General features: G+C 66.6%; 15 protein-coding genes. 14 read left to right on the forward strand and 1 reads right to left on the reverse strand.

Annotated features, from left to right (window positions below; translation table 11 throughout):
- The 9 genes from ARTSIC4J27_RS06430 to ARTSIC4J27_RS06470 form a co-directional block, all read left to right on the forward strand.
- The coding region (locus ARTSIC4J27_RS06430) for an ATP dependent DNA ligase (protein ID WP_456107067.1) at window positions 1-257 on the forward strand (257 nt) is incomplete at its 5' end.
- A gap of 120 nt (window positions 258-377) precedes the next feature.
- The gene (locus tag ARTSIC4J27_RS06435) at window positions 378-2,012 is read left to right on the forward strand and encodes a response regulator transcription factor (RefSeq protein WP_050054388.1); all 1,635 of its coding nucleotides are present in this window, start codon (window positions 378-380) and stop codon (window positions 2,010-2,012) included.
- A gap of 94 nt (window positions 2,013-2,106) precedes the next feature.
- Window positions 2,107-2,454: a hypothetical protein gene (locus ARTSIC4J27_RS06440; protein ID WP_050054389.1), complete on the forward strand. Its 348-nt coding sequence runs from the start codon at window positions 2,107-2,109 to the stop codon at window positions 2,452-2,454.
- Complete coding sequence (locus ARTSIC4J27_RS06445) at window positions 2,451-3,560, forward strand: flavin-containing monooxygenase (RefSeq protein WP_050054390.1); 1,110 nt, start codon at window positions 2,451-2,453, stop codon at window positions 3,558-3,560. Before ARTSIC4J27_RS06440 ends, ARTSIC4J27_RS06445 begins: the two co-directional genes overlap by 4 nt.
- A gap of 9 nt (window positions 3,561-3,569) precedes the next feature.
- Entirely contained in the window at window positions 3,570-5,648 is a 2,079-nt protein-coding gene (locus ARTSIC4J27_RS06450; RefSeq protein ID WP_200900763.1) for an acyltransferase family protein, read from the forward strand.
- A gap of 261 nt (window positions 5,649-5,909) precedes the next feature.
- Window positions 5,910-7,421, forward strand: a complete 1,512-nt coding sequence (gene guaB, locus ARTSIC4J27_RS06455) for an IMP dehydrogenase (RefSeq protein WP_050054391.1) — start codon at window positions 5,910-5,912, stop codon at window positions 7,419-7,421.
- Window positions 7,422-7,513: 92 nt separating this feature from the next.
- Window positions 7,514-8,869, forward strand: coding sequence for a WXG100 family type VII secretion target (locus ARTSIC4J27_RS06460; RefSeq protein ID WP_050054392.1), 1,356 nt, complete (start codon window positions 7,514-7,516; stop codon window positions 8,867-8,869).
- Window positions 8,870-8,969: 100 nt separating this feature from the next.
- Window positions 8,970-9,377: a hypothetical protein gene (locus ARTSIC4J27_RS06465; protein WP_050054393.1), complete on the forward strand. Its 408-nt coding sequence runs from the start codon at window positions 8,970-8,972 to the stop codon at window positions 9,375-9,377.
- Window positions 9,378-9,413: 36 nt separating this feature from the next.
- Window positions 9,414-11,381, forward strand: a complete 1,968-nt coding sequence (locus ARTSIC4J27_RS06470; protein WP_050054394.1) for an ABC transporter ATP-binding protein — start codon at window positions 9,414-9,416, stop codon at window positions 11,379-11,381.
- On the opposite strand, the gene ARTSIC4J27_RS06475 is transcribed toward ARTSIC4J27_RS06470, so the two are convergent.
- Complete coding sequence (locus ARTSIC4J27_RS06475; protein ID WP_050054395.1) at window positions 11,378-11,983, reverse strand: hypothetical protein; 606 nt, start codon at window positions 11,981-11,983, stop codon at window positions 11,378-11,380. The two genes, ARTSIC4J27_RS06470 and ARTSIC4J27_RS06475, sit on opposite strands and share 4 nt — an antisense overlap.
- 64 nt (window positions 11,984-12,047) lie before the next feature.
- Here ARTSIC4J27_RS06475 and ARTSIC4J27_RS06480 point away from each other — a divergent pair, with 64 nt between their 5' ends.
- From ARTSIC4J27_RS06480 to ARTSIC4J27_RS06500, 5 genes are all read left to right on the forward strand, one after another.
- Window positions 12,048-13,184: a GuaB3 family IMP dehydrogenase-related protein gene (locus ARTSIC4J27_RS06480; protein WP_050054396.1), complete on the forward strand. Its 1,137-nt coding sequence runs from the start codon at window positions 12,048-12,050 to the stop codon at window positions 13,182-13,184.
- Between the two features lie 97 nt (window positions 13,185-13,281).
- The gene (locus ARTSIC4J27_RS06485) at window positions 13,282-15,021 is read left to right on the forward strand and encodes a glycerol-3-phosphate dehydrogenase/oxidase (protein ID WP_050054397.1); all 1,740 of its coding nucleotides are present in this window, start codon (window positions 13,282-13,284) and stop codon (window positions 15,019-15,021) included.
- A gap of 38 nt (window positions 15,022-15,059) precedes the next feature.
- Window positions 15,060-15,548, forward strand: a complete 489-nt coding sequence (locus ARTSIC4J27_RS06490; RefSeq protein WP_050054398.1) for a PTS sugar transporter subunit IIA — start codon at window positions 15,060-15,062, stop codon at window positions 15,546-15,548.
- Between the two features lie 120 nt (window positions 15,549-15,668).
- Window positions 15,669-16,541: an SURF1 family protein gene (locus tag ARTSIC4J27_RS06495; RefSeq protein ID WP_050054399.1), complete on the forward strand. Its 873-nt coding sequence runs from the start codon at window positions 15,669-15,671 to the stop codon at window positions 16,539-16,541.
- Window positions 16,538-17,080: a DUF3817 domain-containing protein gene (locus ARTSIC4J27_RS06500; protein ID WP_050054400.1), complete on the forward strand. Its 543-nt coding sequence runs from the start codon at window positions 16,538-16,540 to the stop codon at window positions 17,078-17,080. Before ARTSIC4J27_RS06495 ends, ARTSIC4J27_RS06500 begins: the two co-directional genes overlap by 4 nt.
- Window positions 17,081-17,109: the final 29 nt, after the last annotated feature.

The following is a 17,109-nucleotide window of genomic DNA, read 5'->3' on the forward strand; positions in this document are numbered from 1 at the left end:
CCTTCAAGGGCCTCACGGACGCGCTGCTGCAATGGCAGACGAAGCGGTTCCAGGAGCTCGAGGTGCGCCGCACCGCCGGGACAGTCTGGGTGGAGCCCGTCACGGTCGTCGAGATCGCGATCGACGGGGTGCAGCAGTCCCCGCGCTACCCGGGCGGAATCGCGCTTCGCTTCGCGCGCGTCAAGCGCTACCGCGACGACAAAACAGCGGCGGAAGCGGACACTATCCAGACGCTGCGCGGGCTGCTCCGCTCCTAGCCGGCCGGGCTGTTGTCTCAGCTGCGGCGCGGGCGTACCGTGGCGCTTAGGTCCGTCCGGCGCTTCCGTGCGGGAACGCCTGAATGCGCGACGGCGGGGTGGAATCCGAGAGGAGGCCAGGTGACAGCAGAAACGGGCCTGGACCAGGGCCGGTCAGCCTTCCGCGAGCACCGCTGGACCGATGCCTTCGAAAACTTCCGGGACGCCGACCAGCGCGGGGGCTTGCCGGCTGCGGACCTCGAACGGCTGGCCACGGCGGAGATCCTGACCGGCAACGCTGCCACCGGCCTTGAATCACTCACCCGCGCCCACGAGGAATACTTGGTGATGGGCGATATCCCCGGTGCTGCCCGGTGCGCTGCCTGGATGGCCCTGCACTTGACGCACCTGGGGGAGGGGGCCCGCGCCGGAGGGTGGCTGGCACGCGGCCAAAGGCTGGTGGATGAACTCGCGGAACCGGACGCGGTGCAGGGTTTCCTGCTGATCCCGCAGTGCCTCGGGATGCTATACGGCGGCGACCCGGCCGGAGCGCTCAAGCTGTTTTCCGAGGCTGGGGAGATCGGCCAACGGTTCCAGGACAGGGACCTGTCCGCGCTCGCGCTGCTCGGCACCGGCCAGGCCACCTTGGAACTGGGCCGCCCCGAGGAGGGCCTGCGGATCTTCGATGAAGTGATGGTGGCTGTCACGGCGGGGGAACTCTCAGCAGTGCCGTCAGGAATCGCTTACTGCGCCGTGATCGGAAACTGCAACATTGCCTTCGACCTGGAGCGGGCCCTGCAGTGGACGGCCGCCCTCGACCGCTGGTGCCGGGACCGCCCTGACATGGTGGCCTTCAGCGGACAATGCCAGGCCCACAGGGCCGAGCTCTTCCGGCTGCACGGGGCCTGGGCGGAAGCGCTCGAGGCAGCCGCCTCGGCCCAGGAGCGGTCCGGCCGGGGTGATCCCCAGGCGATGTACGGGGGCCATTACCAGCAGGGCGAAGTAGAGCGGCTCACCGGGAAACTGGAGCTGGCAGAGGCTTCTTTTGCCCGCGCGGCGCGCAGCGGCTACGAGCCACAGCCCGGACTTGCCCTCGTGTGCCTGGCTCGCGGTGATACGCAGCAGGCCCAAACGATGATCCGCCGGGCCGCAGGGCTGGCTGACATTGCTACCCGCCGGCATCTGCTGCCCGCGCTGGTGGACATCGAACTGGCAGTGCCTGACCTGCCCGCGGCGCGGCGGGGAGCCGAGGAACTGGCCGGTTTCGCACAGGAGTGCCCCTTGCCCCTCGTGCGGGCTGTCTCACACCAGGCTGACGGGGCGGTCCTGCTTGCGGAAGGGAAGCCTGGCGCCGCGTCGCAATCCCTCCGGCAGGCCTGGCACCTCTGGCTTGAACTTGGGGTGCCCTACGAGGCGGCCCGCTGCCGGGTCCTGATCGGGCGGGCCTGCCGGGACCTGGGCGATGAAACGTCAGCCCGGATGGAGTTCGAAGCGGCGCACGCGGAATTCCTGGAGTTGGGGGCGGCTCCGGCCGCTGCCTGGGCGGCGTCACTCATGCCAAGGAACGACGGCGGGACCACGGGGCCGCTGACCCCCAGGGAGGCGGAGGTGCTTCGGCTCGTGGCCTCCGGCCAGGGCAACCGGGCGATTGCGGCAGGCCTCTTCCTGAGCGAGAAAACCGTTGCCAGGCACATCAGCAACATCTTCCTGAAGCTGGGCCTCTCCTCCAGGGCCGCAGCCACCAGGTACGCCTTCGAGCACGGGCTCGCCGGCTGACCGGCCCTGCACAGAATTACCCATCCGGACCCGGCCGGAAATGTGCAGGATTTGCCCGACGCGCGCCGCCGGCCTCCGCCCATAGCCTCAAAGCATGAACCTTCCAGTCCTCGCCGGCACACTTTCCACGGTGCTGTTCGCCGCAGGAATGCTGCCAATGCTGGTGAAAGCCGCACACACGCGGGACCTCGCTTCCTACAGCCTGGGGAACCTGGTCCTGAGCAACGTAGCCAACGCCGTGCACTGCGTTTACGTTTTCAACCTCCCGGCCGGGCCTATCTGGGTCCTCCACCTGGCCTACGTCATGGCGTCCGCGCTGATGCTGGCATGGTGGCTGCGCTACCGGGAAGCCGACAGCGGCGGCAGGGGCACGCGGGAAGCAGGACACCAGGAACGCTCAGCAGCAGGCATCCACCCTAATGAAGCAGGAGCAAAGCCATGAACAACAACAGCGTGACCGGCATGCTGGACACGATCATCATCGGCGGCGGCCAGGCAGGCCTCACCTTGGCCCATCACCTGAAGCGGCAACAACGGAACTTCCTCATCCTCGACGCAAACCCGCGCACCGGCGATGCATGGCGCCAGCGCTGGGACTCCCTCCGCCTGTTCACCCCCGCGAAGTACGACGGCCTGCCCGGCGAGCCGTTCCCGGCAGACGCGCTGTCCTTCCCCACCAAGGATGAGGTGGCCGGATACCTGGAGGGCTACGCCGAACGGAACGCCCTGCCCGTGCTGCACAGCACCCGGGTGGAACGCCTGTGGCGGGAAGGCGGCCACTTCGTCGCAGCGGCCAGCGACGGCCGCCGCTGGGAGGCACACAACGCCGTCGTTGCCACCGGCGTCAGCCAGGCTCCCGGGATTCCGGGCTTTGCAGCGGACCTGGCCCCCTCCACCACCCAGCTCCACTCGGCCGAATACCGGAATCCCGGCCAGCTGCAGGCCGGCCCGGTCCTGGTGGTGGGGCTGGGCAACTCGGGTGCGGAGATCGCCCTCGAAGTGTCCCGGACGCATCCCACTACCGTGGCAGGGAAACCGGGCGGGGAACTGCCGGTGAAGCACGGCAGGACCGCCGCCCGCTTTGTGCTGCCGGTGGTGCGCTTCCTGGGCCTGCACGTCCTCAACCTCGGCACACCGGTGGGACGCAAAGCGGCACCCGCCTTCAAAGCACACGCAGCGCCCCTCATCAGGACCAAGACCAAGGACCTGGCCGCGGCCGGAGTGTCATTGGCGCCCCGGGTCACAGGCGTGGCAGACGGCAAACCCGTCCTGGCCGACGGAACCCGGGTGGACGCCAACAACGTGATCTGGTGCACCGGCTTCCGGGAAGACTTCAGCTGGATCGATCCGGAACTGCTCGACGGCGGGGCGCTGCCGCCACAGCACCGCGGCGTGGCGCTTGATACGCCGGGATTGTTCTTCCTGGGGCAGGAGTTTTTGTACGCCGCGGCGTCGGCAACGCTGCCCGGAGCGGGCCGCGACGCGCGGTACCTGGCAGGGAAAATACCCCAATTGGGTAGAATTGATGTTTTGCCTATGCGCCAGTGAGGTCTATTTGTGTCGGTAGCGAGAACAGAGACTGCAGCCAAACCGCTGCCCGGAGCCACCACCAAGGGCCGGAAACCAACCTTCCGGCCCGAGGTCCAGGGGCTCCGGGCGCTCGCCGTCCTCATGGTGGTTGCCTACCACGTGTGGCTGGGCCGGGTATCCGGCGGCGTTGACATTTTCCTGCTGGTCTCTGCCTTCCTGCTCACACTCTCGTTCGTCCGGAAAGCCGAAGCGGGGCGCCCGTTCGGCCTCCTGGCGCACTGGCTGCACCTGTTCAAGCGGCTGCTGCCCGCCGCCGTCGTGGTGATCCTGGGCGTCCTCGCCGGCACATGGCTGATCCTGCCCCAAAGCCGCTGGCCGCAGGTGCTGGACCAGGCCTGGGCGTCGCTGCTGTACAGCCAAAACTGGCTGCTCGCCGACACCGCAGTTGACTACTACGCCCAGGACCACGCCGGGGCCAGCCCCCTCCAGCACTTCTGGTCGCTCTCCATCCAAGGCCAGGTGTTCATCCTCTGGCCGCTGGCCTTCGCCGGCGCCGCGGGCCTGCTGGCGCTCCTGCGCCGGGTACCTGCCTGCGCCGGCGTGACCTACCGCGGCCTGCTGGCCGTGGTCTTCGGCGGCATCTTCGCCTGGTCGCTGGCCTATTCGGTGGAGCAGACCGCCACCAACCAGGCGTACGCCTACTTCGACACCCGCACCCGTCTCTGGGAGTTCGCCCTGGGGTCCCTGCTGGCCCTCGCGCTGCCCTACCTCAAACCCGCGCGGGCCCTGCGGGTAGTGCTGGGCTGGGCCGGGCTGGCGGCCATGGTCTCATGCGGCCTGCTGCTGACCGTGGACCGCTCCTTCCCCGGATACATCGCGCTGTGGCCCACGCTGGCCGGCGCCGCCATCATCACCGCCGGGCAGACCGGCAGCCGCTTCGGCGTGGACAGGATCCTCAGCAGCAGGCCGCTGGTGGCACTGGGCGACAACTCCTACGCCCTGTACCTGTGGCACTGGCCCGTCCTTGTCCTGGCGCTCGCCGCCACCGGCGTGGAGGCACCCAACCTGATCCAGGGCCTGGCCATCGTCGGGGCCTCCGTGGTCCTGGCCGTCCTCACCACCCGCTTCGTGGAAAAGCCGCTGCGGGACTGGCACTGGCCCAAACTGCGGGCCTGGCGCACCGCCGTCGTGATTGTTGCCTGCGGTGCCCTGCTGGCAGGCCCCGTGGCCATTTGGCAGACCACGCTCACCGCTGAGGAAAGCGCGACGGCGGCACAGCCGCGCGAGCTCACGCCCGGGGCCGCGGCGCTCAGCCCCGGGAACGCCGCCATACCCGCCCCTGACGCCAGGATCATTCCGGGCCCCGCCGCCCTGGACAACGACTGGGCCGGCATCCAGAACCCGTGCGTCGGTGCCAACGCCACCAGCAACCCCATCCTTGAAGGCTGCCGGCAGGCAGTGCCCGAAGGGGAGGTCACCAAGCGCATTGTGGTCCTGGGCGACTCGCACTCGCAGCAGTACCTGGGTGCGCTTGCGCCCATCGCGGCCGAGCGCGGGTGGGAACTGGTGACTCTGCTGATGCCGGCCTGCCGCTTCGGTGCCGAATCGGAGACCCGTAATGCCGAGTGCAACGCTTACAACCAGGCCAGCGCCGCCTACGTCCTGGAACACCGGCCGGACGCAGTGTTCACCGTGGCATCGCTGACCCATGAAGAAGCGCCGTTCGAGACCGAAGTGCCGGGCTACCTGGACGGGGTCCGGCCATTCGCGGACGCGGGCATCGAGATCGTAGGGATCAGGGACAACCCGCGGTTCACTTTCAACATGCCAGAGTGCGTCCAGCGCAACGGCGCAGACGCTCCCGAATGCAACCCGTCCCTGAGCGAGTCGCTCGTGGAGCCTTCACCCCTGGAAAGCTACCGGGGCAAAGTCGAGGGGCTCCACCTGATGGACCTGAGCGACTTCATCTGCGCCCGCGGCATCTGCCCCGGCGTGGTGGGAAACGTGTACGTCTATAAGGATGACAACCACCTCACCCGGACCTATGTGGAGACCATGATCCCCATGTTCGAGCAGCGCCTCCTCACCGCCACAAGCTGGAACTAAACCAGTTCCCCTCATTCCATGCCTGGCCGAGCCGGCCTCGGGAGGCAAGGGAGCGGGTGGGGCGTGCGGTTGCTCACATTGCCGGCGTGGAATAGGGGGATCGGCGCCGAGGTTCTAATATTTACTCAACACTTTCTGACCCCCGGACCGCCGCTTCGCACGGTGGTCTGCACAACTTCCTGCACAGGCCAGTCCCGTAATGACGGGCTGGTCATCGGCTGCAACCCCTACCCGCACGCAACCAAGGTAAGAGGCGCACTCATGACCGAGCCCGAACACAACCCCTTTGGCTTCATCGGCCTGACTTACGACGACGTCCTGCTGCTTCCCGGGCACACCGAGGTCATCCCGTCTGAAGCGGACACGTCCTCCCGGATTTCCAAGCGGATCACGGTGCAGACGCCGCTCCTGTCGGCGGCCATGGACACTGTGACCGAGTCCCGCATGGCCATCGCCATGGCCCGCCAGGGCGGCCTGGGCGTGGTGCACCGCAACCTGTCCATCGCTGACCAGGCGGACCAGGTGGACCGGGTCAAGCGCAGCGAGTCGGGCATGATCACCAACCCGCTGACCATCCGGCCCGAGGCAACGCTGCGCGAACTCGATGACCTGTGCGCCCAGTACCGCGTGTCCGGCCTGCCGGTTGTTGACGAGGACAACCGCCTGCTGGGCATTGTCACCAACCGCGACACCCGTTTTGTGCCGGAGTCCGACTTCCCGCTGCGGCTGGTCAGCGACGTCATGACCAAGATGCCCCTCGTCACCGGTCACGTTGGCATCAGCCGTGAGGAAGCCTCGCACAAGCTGGCCACCAACAAGATCGAAAAGCTGCCCCTGGTGGATGAGCAGGGCCGGCTGAAGGGCCTGATCACCACCAAGGACTTCACCAAGGCGGAGCAGTACCCGCTGGCCACCAAGGACGATGAAGGCCGGCTCCGCGTGGGTGCCGCCATCGGCTTCTTCGGGGACGGCTGGGAGCGGGCCATGGCACTGGTTGATGCCGGCGTCGACGCCCTGTTCGTGGACACGGCCAACGGACACTCGCAGGGTGTGCTGGACATGATCCGCCGTCTCAAGTCCGATCCCGTGGCAGCGCATGTGGACGTCATCGGTGGCCAGGCCGCCACCCGTGAAGGCGCCCAGGCCCTGATCGACGCCGGCGCCGACGGCATCAAGGTGGGCGTGGGACCGGGCTCCATCTGCACCACCCGTGTGGTGGCCGGTGTGGGCGTTCCGCAGATCACGGCCATCTACGAATCCGCCAAGGCAGCCATCCCCGCCGGCGTTCCCCTCATTGCCGACGGCGGCCTGCAGTACTCGGGCGACATCGGCAAGGCCCTGGTGGCCGGCGCCGACACCGTGATGCTCGGCTCCCTGCTGGCAGGCTGCGACGAGTCGCCGGGCGAGCTGATCTTCGTCAACGGCAAGCAGTTCAAGTCCTATCGCGGCATGGGCTCCCTGGGCGCCATGCAGTCCCGGGGCAAGAACACGTCCTACTCCAAGGACCGCTACTTCCAGGCGGACGTTTCCGGCGATGACAAGCTCATTCCCGAAGGCATCGAAGGCCGCGTGGCCTACCGCGGCCCGCTGGCTTCGGTGGCCTACCAGCTGGTGGGCGGCCTGCGCCAGACCATGTTCTACACAGGTGCGCCCACCGTCCCCGAGCTGAAGGCGCGCGGCAAGTTCGTCCGGATCACCCCGGCCGGGCTGAAGGAATCGCACCCGCACGACATCCAGATGACCGTCGAGGCGCCGAACTACGGATCCCGCTGATCATTTAGAAGGGATGGGCACTACTGCCCATCCCTTCTTTCTGGGCCATAAAGTACATTCGATGGATATACATCCGGCAATTGGGGGACGGTTTGAGCGGCGGATTTCACGGAGCCGATGTTGAGCAGCTGCGTCAGCTCGCATCCACGATGCGTGCGGCCGGCCGGAAGCTGGAGGGGCAACGCCTGGCCCTGAACGCAGGCGTGGCGGGCACGCCCTGGCCGGGACCGGACGCGGAGGCCTTCCGCCAAGAATGGCGTACCGGCCACAGCCGCTCACTCGGCGCGGCCGTCATACTCCTGCAGCAGGCCGCGGAGGACCTGCTGCGGCAGGCCGATGAACAGCAATCGGCAAGTGCTGCAGGAGGTGGTTCGGCAATGCCGTTCCTGCCTGGCGTCGAACGGTTACCGGAGCCCCGGCCGGAGGACCTGGAGGGTAAGTCCGCGGCCGAGGTCAGAACCTGGTGGCTCGGGCTGTCCAGCGGCCAGCAGCAGGCCTTTATCCGGGACCACCCGCAGCTGGCGGGAAACACCAATGGAATCCCGTTTAATGCACGAATCGAGGCCAACCGGCACAATGCGCAGGACCGGATTGACTGGCTAAAGAACAACGATCCCGAGCCCAGGCTGAATCCCTGGATTCTTGACTCAAGCTATCCTGCGCGCTTCGCCGCCGAACACGACGCATGGCAAAAAAGGCAGGATGGACTCAAATACCTTGAGAAAGTCGTTGAAGGGAAGATCCGGCTTGCAGCCTATGACCCTGCGGCGAAGTCCATCGTGGAGATGCTCGGCACGTATGACCAGAACACGACGTCCGTCATCACCTACGTACCCGGTACCACCACCAACGAGGCGTCGTTCTATGGCGGCGGTCCGCAAGAGATGGCCGGGCGCCTGGTCGCGTCGGACGAAACAGGTGGAACCGCGGCGTTTGTGTACAAGGGATCGGAGTTTCCCGACGGTGACCCCGTTGAGGCATTCTTGGTCGAGGCCAAGAGCGATGAGTTTGTCGCCGGTTCAGCACCTGTCCTTAAGGCCTTCCAGGACGCCGTGGACCTTGAGCGGCCCGACGATGCCCAGTCGGTGGGCGTAGGCCACAGCTGGGGAGTCCGGAACCTTACGGGAGCGGAGCTTGAGGGAGCCCATTTCGATAAGCTCCTTGCCCTGTCAGGCGCGGCAATGCCTCCTGGCTGGGTGCCCGATCCGCAGACGGCCTATTCCAGCTACACCTACCCGGACATCCTGCTCACCGCCGAAGCGAATGGGGTCGTTGGGGAGAACTACCCAATGAAGGAGCCTGCATTTGAAAAGCACGTTTACGAGCCGCCAGGGGGCTTCGTCTGGACAGAGTTCTACAGCATCGACAACCACAGCCTCATCGCCACCACGGATCCCAGGAACGAGAAGCCTCTCGAAGACATCCGCGAGGAAATCCTTGGGCGGTAACTCGGCAGGGCGGCGATGGCGGACAGCCTGGCGGACGGCCGGGGCAATAACGTTCACTGTAGTAGTGGCCTCATGCGGGCAGATTGGAAATGGAAGAGACATGGACCTCAGCCTCGAATCAGCCAAATCAAGCGTCATGTCGGCAGAGCAGGAAATAGTGGCGCTGCTGCCGCCCGACGCGGTGCTATCGACGTTCGCCCACGATACGTCAAGCCTCATGAGCTGCGATGGAGACCGCAAGAAATGGGTGGGAGATGCCGTGGCGGATCTCATGCCTGGAGTGGACCGCGACGCCTTCCTCGACAAAGTGGCTGCTGAAATCGGCAACCGTTCCGGGTGGAAAGTATCAGAGGACAAAACCTTGGACGGGGACCGGTCGCTCGGGCTTCTGCACGAGGATGGGACCCATCTCATGGTTGCCTTCCAGGAGGCCCCGGAATCGCTACGGATCGCCGGCTACAGCGGCTGCTTTAACTTCCCGGAGTACGAGTATGGCGAGGAGTACTGACACCGCCCTGCCCGGGAGCGGCACTAGGCTGAGTCCATGCCTCCATCAGGTCATCCGGCCGAACTAAGTCCCAAACGGGAACCCTCGCGGCGCCTGGCCCTTCGCCCGTACGCCAAGGCAGTAGCCCAGGTCCTCCGGGTCAGCTTCCGCGCCTCCCCGGGCGCTGTCATCATGAAGGTGCTCGGCTCGCTGATCTCGGCCGTGCTGCCCCTGGTGACCACCTACTTCGCCGCGCTCACCACCACTGCCCTGGCAGCGGCCTATGCCGGTGACGCCGGCGCAGGGCAGCTGGCCATTGTCTACGTCATCATCACCGCCGCGCTAGGCCTTTTCTGGGGTGCGTTCAGCAGCGTGGACCGCTATATCCAGCAGCTGATGAGCTTCAAGGTGGGCGCCATCGTGGGCGACCAGATGTATGAGCGGTTCCTCGCCCTCGAATTCTGGCGCTACGACGACAAGGAAACCGTTGACCTGTACGACCGCGCCAAGCGGTTCTCCGATTCCTACGCCCGCGTGCTGGACCGCATCGCCGCCATCTTCACCCAGCTCGTCTCCGTGATCCTGGCCGTGGGAGCCCTGCTGCTGGTCAGCTGGTGGATTGCCGTGATTGTCCTGGTGGCCATTGTGCCCAGCGTGTACCTGCAGTTCAAGCTGTCCCGGGAACAGATCGCGCACTGGAACACGCAGGTGGACTCAAGGCGGCAGCGCCGGATGATCGAACAGAACCTGCTCCGGCCGCAGCACATCGCCGAGATGCGCCTGTACGGCATCGTCGCCTTCCTGATGGACCTCCGCTCCCGCCTGCGCGACGCCGACGAGCGCCGCCGTCTTGATTTCCAGCGCCGCTACATTCCCAAGCAGCTTGCCGCCGACGCCCTCCAGTACGGCGCCGAAGTTGTCTCGCTGATCTGGGTGGTGGGGCAGATCATCACCCGCGCGCAGCCGGTGGGCCAGTTCCTCTACGTGCAGCAGATCGTCAGCCGGGCACTGTCCACGGCCAACAACCTGGTCTCCTCCCTCAGTTCCATCGACGAGGACCTGGCCAACCTCAAGGACTACGAACTGTTTATGGCCCTGCCGGTGCACTCGGAGCACGCCCCGCCCCTGCTGGAAGCGCCGAAAACCGTTGAGCTGAAGGACATCCGGTTCACCTACACCGGCAGCGACATTGAGGTCATCCGCGGCATCAGCATGACCATCCGGGAAGGCCAGCACATAGCCATTGTGGGCGAGAACGGCGCCGGGAAGTCCACCCTGATCCGCATCCTCGCCGGCCTCTACCGCCCGGACTCCGGGCAGGTAATGCTCGACGGCGTGGACCTGGCCGCCGTCGACGTCACCTCCTGGCACCGGCACCTGGCCGTGCTGAGCCAGGAGTTCCTCAAGTACGAGTTCGCCACCGCGGCCGAAAACATCTACTTCGGCGACGTCGACTCGCCCCGGGACGAGGTCCGAATCCGCAGGGCCGCGGCGGACGCAGAGGCCTTGGACTTCATCAACAAGCTGCCCAACGGGCTGGACAACCATGTCAGCAACTGGATGGAGGACCCCCGGGGCCGCAAGGGCAGCGGCCTGTCCGGCGGCCAGTGGCAGCGGCTGGCAATGGCCCGGAACTTCTACCGGGACGCATCCTTTATGGTGATGGACGAGCCGACGTCCGCCATCGATGCCCTGGCCGAGCACCGCATCTTCACCCGCCTCTTCGCGGACCGGAGCAGCACCATCATCGCCATCAGCCACCGCCTGGCCACCATCGAGAAGGCGGACATCGTGTACATGCTGGAGGATGGCCGGATCGTGGAGCAGGGCACGCACAAGGAATTGGTGTCCCTGCGTGGCCGCTACTTCCGGATGTTCGAATCCCAGATCCCCGCCAGCCCCCTAACCTCGCAAGTCCGTTCCGGCTCCCTGCCCTCGCAAGCCCGGGCCGGGGCCCTCGCCGAACCGGCTCCACGGCCAGGGGACCCTGCTGGCGTGGGCCCCGCGGAAGACACCGGAACCTAGGCCTCCATGATGGTGGTGCGGACCCGGGCCAGGCCGGGCCGCGGCGGGACGCTGCTGAAGCCAAAGGTTACTGCCGGCGCAATGGGCGCCAGCGCGCCCGCGTCGGTGCCGTTCCAGCGGACGACGGCGGACGCGATGGCGTGGAGGTCGCTCACCCCGTAAAACTCCCGCCGGCCGCTTCCCGCAGTGCCGGCTGTCCGGGAGCCTCCGCTGAGCAAACCTGCTATCGGGCTGATCGTCCCCAGCCAGCGGGGATGGACGGCAAGGGGGCGGGGGACTGCCCGCAACGTCCGGCCCAGGAGGGTCCGCCCGCCGAGGCGTGCGCGGATAGCCAGCGGGCCGGCGTCGACCGCTAAAGCCCGGTGTTCCAGCCGGGCGGCCACACCAACCACCAGGACTTCGTCAAAGCTGTAGGTGCCTGAGATGAAGCCGGCCACGTCCTGCGTGGGCGCGAGCAGCAGCCGGTGCCCGGAAGGCTCCTGCACCATCACATCGGCAAACGGACCAAACGGGGAGGAGTCCCAGATTCCCACCACTGCCCGCAGGCCGGAAGCCGTTCCTATCCCGGCAATGTGGCCATCAAAAATCCAGCGCGCGCCCATTGGGCTACTGTAGCCACAGGCCAGGGCAGCAAGGACAACACTGCGGCTGGGATAACCTAGAGCAGTGACTTACGAGATCGAGATCGGCCGTGGCAAGCGTGGGCGTCGTGCCTACTCCCTGGATGACATTGCAATTGTCCCTAACCGTCGTACCCGCGACCCCAAGGACGTCTCCGTCTCATGGCAGATCGACGCCTACCAGTTCGACATGCCGGTGATCGCAGCGCCCATGGACTCGGCGATGTCCCCGGCCACAGCCATTGCCCTGGGCAAACTAGGCGGACTGGGTGTGCTGGACCTCGAAGGGCTCTGGACCCGGTACGAGGACCCGCAGCCCATCCTCGACGAGATCGGCGCGCTCCAGGACGAGGTCAACAGCCCCGCCGTGACCGGCCGGATGCAGGAACTGTACAAGGCGCCTATCCAGCCTGATCTGATTACCTCCCGGCTGGCGGAGATGCGCGCGGCCGGCGTCACGGTGGCCGGCTCCCTCACCCCGCAGCGCACCCAGGAGCACTACAAGACAGTGGTCGCCGCCGGCGTCGACATCTTTGTGATCCGCGGCACCACCGTCTCCGCCGAGCACGTGTCCAAGGACCACGAACCGCTGAACCTTAAGCAGTTCATCTACGAGCTGGACGTCCCCGTCATCGTGGGCGGCGCGGCCGGCTACACCCCCGCCCTGCACCTCATGCGCACCGGCGCGGCCGGTGTCCTGGTGGGCTTCGGCGGCGGCGCCACCACCACCACCCGCCGTGCGCTGGGCATCCACTCGCCCATGGCGTCAGCCATTTCCGACGTCGCCGCGGCCCGCCGCGACTACATGGACGAGTCCGGCGGCCGCTACGTCCACGTGATTGCCGACGGCGGCATGGGCACCTCCGGCGATATCGTCAAGGCGATTGCCATGGGGGCCGACGCCGTGATGCTGGGCAGCGCGCTGGCCCGCGCGGAAGAGGCACCGGGCAAGGGCTGGCACTGGGGCCAGGAGGCACACCACCTGGAACTGCCGCGCGGCGACCGCGTCAACGTCGGCACCGTCGGGCCCCTGGAAGAGGTCCTCTTCGGACCGGGCCACCACACCAACGGAACGGCCAACCTCATCGGTGCGTTGCGCCGCTCCATGGCGACCACCGGCTACTCGGACCTGAAGGAATTCCAGCGCGTCGACGTCGTCGTTTCCCCCTACTCAGGAAACTGACGCGCAGGGCAGCCCGGTCCCTGCCTGCCCTGCCCAAGCGTGCCGCGACGAAGTACTGTGGTTCCACGACCGGGACTAGCGGCACTGGAGGCGTTCAATGAAGAGTTTTCCTGACAACGGCGGAGCCCTGGGCCCGGCAGCCAGGGAGGCGGCCATCGAGCGGCTGCGGGCGACGGCGGACCCCGGCCGGGAGCTGGACATCCTTATTGTCGGCGGCGGCATCGTGGGTACGGGAGCCGCCCTGGATGCCGTCACCCGCGGACTGGACGTGGGCATCGTCGAGGCGAGCGACTGGGCGGCGGGAACCTCCTCACGGTCCTCCAAGCTCATCCACGGCGGCCTGCGCTACCTGGAAATGCTCGACTTCGCGCTCGTCAAAGAGGCGCTGCAGGAGCGCGGGCTGCTGCTGTCCGAACTTGCGCCGCACCTGGCCCGGCCCGTGCCTTTCCTGTATCCGCTGACCAGGCCCTTTCTTGAACGTCCCTACGTCGGCGCCGGGATTGCCCTGTACGACGCCATGTCCGTCTCCAGCGGCCACAGCAGGGGAGTGCCGTTCCACAAGCACCTCACCAAACGGGGAACCTTGCGCGCGGCGCCAAGCCTGAAGGACGACGCCTTTGTGGGCTCTATCCGGTACTACGACGGCCAGGTGGATGACGCCAAGTACGTGGCCAACCTGGTCCGCACGGCCGCCTACTACGGCGCCCATGCAGTAAACCAGATGGCAGTGGTGGACTTCCTGCGCGAAGGTGAACGGGTGGTGGGCGCCAAGGTGGTCAACCACGAGGACGGGACGCAGTTCAACATCCGGGCCAAGCAGGTCATCAATGCCACCGGCGTCTGGACCGACGAAACCCAGGCCATGGTGACCGAGCGCGGGCAGCTGAAGGTCCGTGCCTCCAAGGGAATCCACCTGGTGGTGCCCCGCGACCGGTTCCAGTCCACCGTGGGCCTGATCCTGCGCACCGAGAAGTCCGTGTTGTTTGTTATCCCCTGGGGCCGGCACTGGATCATCGGCACCACGGACACGGACTGGAACCTGGACAAAGCCCATCCCGCGGCGTCCAGCAAGGACATCGACTACATCCTCGAGCACGTCAACAAGGTACTCAAGCGGCCGCTCACCAGGGAAGACGTTGAAGGGGTCTACGCAGGCCTGCGCCCGCTGCTCGCCGGCGAAAACGATTCCACAGCCAAGCTCTCCCGCGAGCATGTGGTGGCGCACCCTGTTCCCGGACTGGTGGTGGTGGCCGGCGGCAAATGGACCACGTACCGCGTCATGGCCAAGGACGCGGTGGACGAGGCCACCCGGACCATGGACGAGCGGGTCCCGCCGAGCTGCACGGAAACCATCCCGCTGCTGGGCGCGGGCGGCTTCAAGGCGGCCTGGAACCGGCGGAACCGGACGGCGGAGGAATCCGGCGTGCACGTGGCGCGGATCGAACACCTGCTCAACCGCTACGGTTCCATGACCCCCGAGGTGCTGGCCATCATCAAGGAAAACCCTGCCCTCGCCGAACCGATCCCCGGCGCGGACGACTACCTGCAGGCCGAAGCCGTCTACGCCGCCACGCATGAAGGCGCCCGCCACGTCAATGACGTCCTGACCCGGCGGACCCGGATTTCGATTGAGGCGTGGGACCGCGGTGTGTCAGCCGTTCCCGTAGTCGCTAAACTGATGGGTGACGTCCTTGGCTGGAGCGATGCCCAGCGCGAAAACGAGATCAGGCACTACATTGCACGGGTGGAGGCGGAACGCCTGAGCCAGCAACAGCCGGATGACGAATCCGCAGACGCCGCCCGCTTGGGCGTGGAAGACATCGTGCCCTTGCGCTGAGGGCTCGCGGCACCAGCTCCTCACTGAAGGGATACGCCTTGGCGGAACCACTTGACCGGTACGATGCCGAACTCACCACCCCCGACATGGTGATCCTGGAGCTGGAGGCAAAGGACAAGGCGGACGCCGCCACCCAGCTCGCGGAACGGCTCTTCGCCGCCGGCCGGGTCTCGGACCTGCCCGGGTTCCTGGAGCACGTGAACGCGCGGGAACACCAGCTGGCCACCGGGCTTCCGGGCGGCATCGGCCTGCCCCATGCACGCAGTGAATACGTCTCCCGCACCTCGATCGCCGTCGGCATCGCCAAGTACGGCCATGCCCTGGACTTCGGTGCCGCCGACGGGCCGGCCACGGTGATCCTGCTGATCGCCACCCCGGCCAGCTCGTTCTCCGACCACCTCGAAGTCCTGGCCACCCTGGCCCGTTCGCTGTCCAAGGAGTCCTTCCGCGAATCGCTCCGGCGTGCCTACGACGCCGAAGTCATCTCCGAGCTCATCAATTCCAGCCTGGTGTTTTTCGACCATTGACGGCCTTGCCGCTGCACCTTCCAGGTTGGAGGCGCGGCCGGTGCCCAGGACCGTCCAGGAAGGAACGTGGCGACTGGGGGCGTTTAGTTGTTCTACAGCGGGACGAAGTACGGTTAAGACGTGTGGAAAACAGCCCTCAAACCCCGATGGATCGCAGGCTTTGTGTTTGCGATCGTCATCTCCGGGGTCTTCGTGCTGCTCAGCCAATGGCAGTTCGGACGCTCCACCCAGCCGGAAGCGCCGGTCAACCCGGCCACCGAGCAGGTACAGCCCCTGACCGGGACGCTGGAGCCGGGGGACTTTTTCCACGGGACCGACGCCGACCAGATGGTCAGTGCGCAGGGCACCTACGATCCCGCCAAACAGGTCCTGGTGCCGGGCAGGCTGCATGACGGCAAGACCGGCTACTGGGTGGTTTCCGCCTTCGCCGTGTCCGGCGCCCCGACCCTGAGCGGCGTGGCCGCCTCACCCCAGACCTGGATCCCGGTGGCCCGCGGGTGGGTGGCTGATCCCGCCGACGCCGGGACTCCGCCGTCGGGCACTGTTGAACTCACCGGGCGGCTCCTGCCATCCGAGGCACCCGTCCCCGGAACGGCAGCCGCTCCCGGGCAGGCAACGGCCGTGTCAGTGGCGGAGTTGATCAACTACTGGGAAGTGAGCAGCTATCCCGGCTTCGTGGCTGCCACCGCCGAGGTGGCCAACGGCGTGGACGCCAGCGCCGCAGCCGTGCGGGGAGACCTCCTTCCCCTTGAGATCGGGCCCCAGCCGCCCGCCCAGAAAATCAACTGGCTCAACCTCTTCTACTCCCTCGAGTGGGTTGTCTTCGCCGGATTCGCCCTCTTCATCTGGTGGCGCCTGGTCAAGGACGACTACCACCGGGACCTCGAAGATGCCCTCGACGAGGAGGACGGCCATCCAGAGGACGGTCATCCACCTGTTGAGCCCAACCAGCACCAGCAACCTGAACAGAACCAGCAAAAGGTACAGCCATGATTGATCCGAAACCGGCCAACCCCGCCTCTGCCAGCGGCATCAACACAGGCAACACAACAGGCAACGGCACCAGCGGCAAGGCGGCCGGGAAGAAGCGCCGCTTCGGCGGCACCGAGGCGCAGATCCGGTCGGCGCTGAAGTTCTACAAGGTGCTGGCTTACCTCACGGGCGCCATGCTGCTGCTGCTCTGCGCCGAACTGATCGCCAGGTACGGGTTCGGGCAGTACCTCTTCGCCGGCGGCACCAATGCGGTGACGGGACAGCCCTTCGGCTTCGGATTCGCTGACGCGGAACCCCAGGGCGTGCTGGGCGGCGTCAACCTGTCCGTGACCGTCCTGATCGTCCACGGCTGGATGTACGTGGTGTACCTGATCTCCAACTTCCGGCTGTGGTCGCTGATGCGCTGGCCGTTCCTGAAACTGATCCTGCTGGCACTGGGCGGCGTTATCCCGTTCCTGTCCTTCATCGTTGAGAAGAAGTTCCATGCCGAGGTGGAGGCCGAGCTCGCGGCCAACCCGCAGGCACCCCAGCGATACTGACCTTCAGGCCGGCACAGCCGGGGTGTTCC

This window comes from Pseudarthrobacter siccitolerans, from assembly GCF_001046895.1.
Classification (GTDB): Bacteria; Actinomycetota; Actinomycetes; order Actinomycetales; family Micrococcaceae; genus Arthrobacter; species Arthrobacter siccitolerans.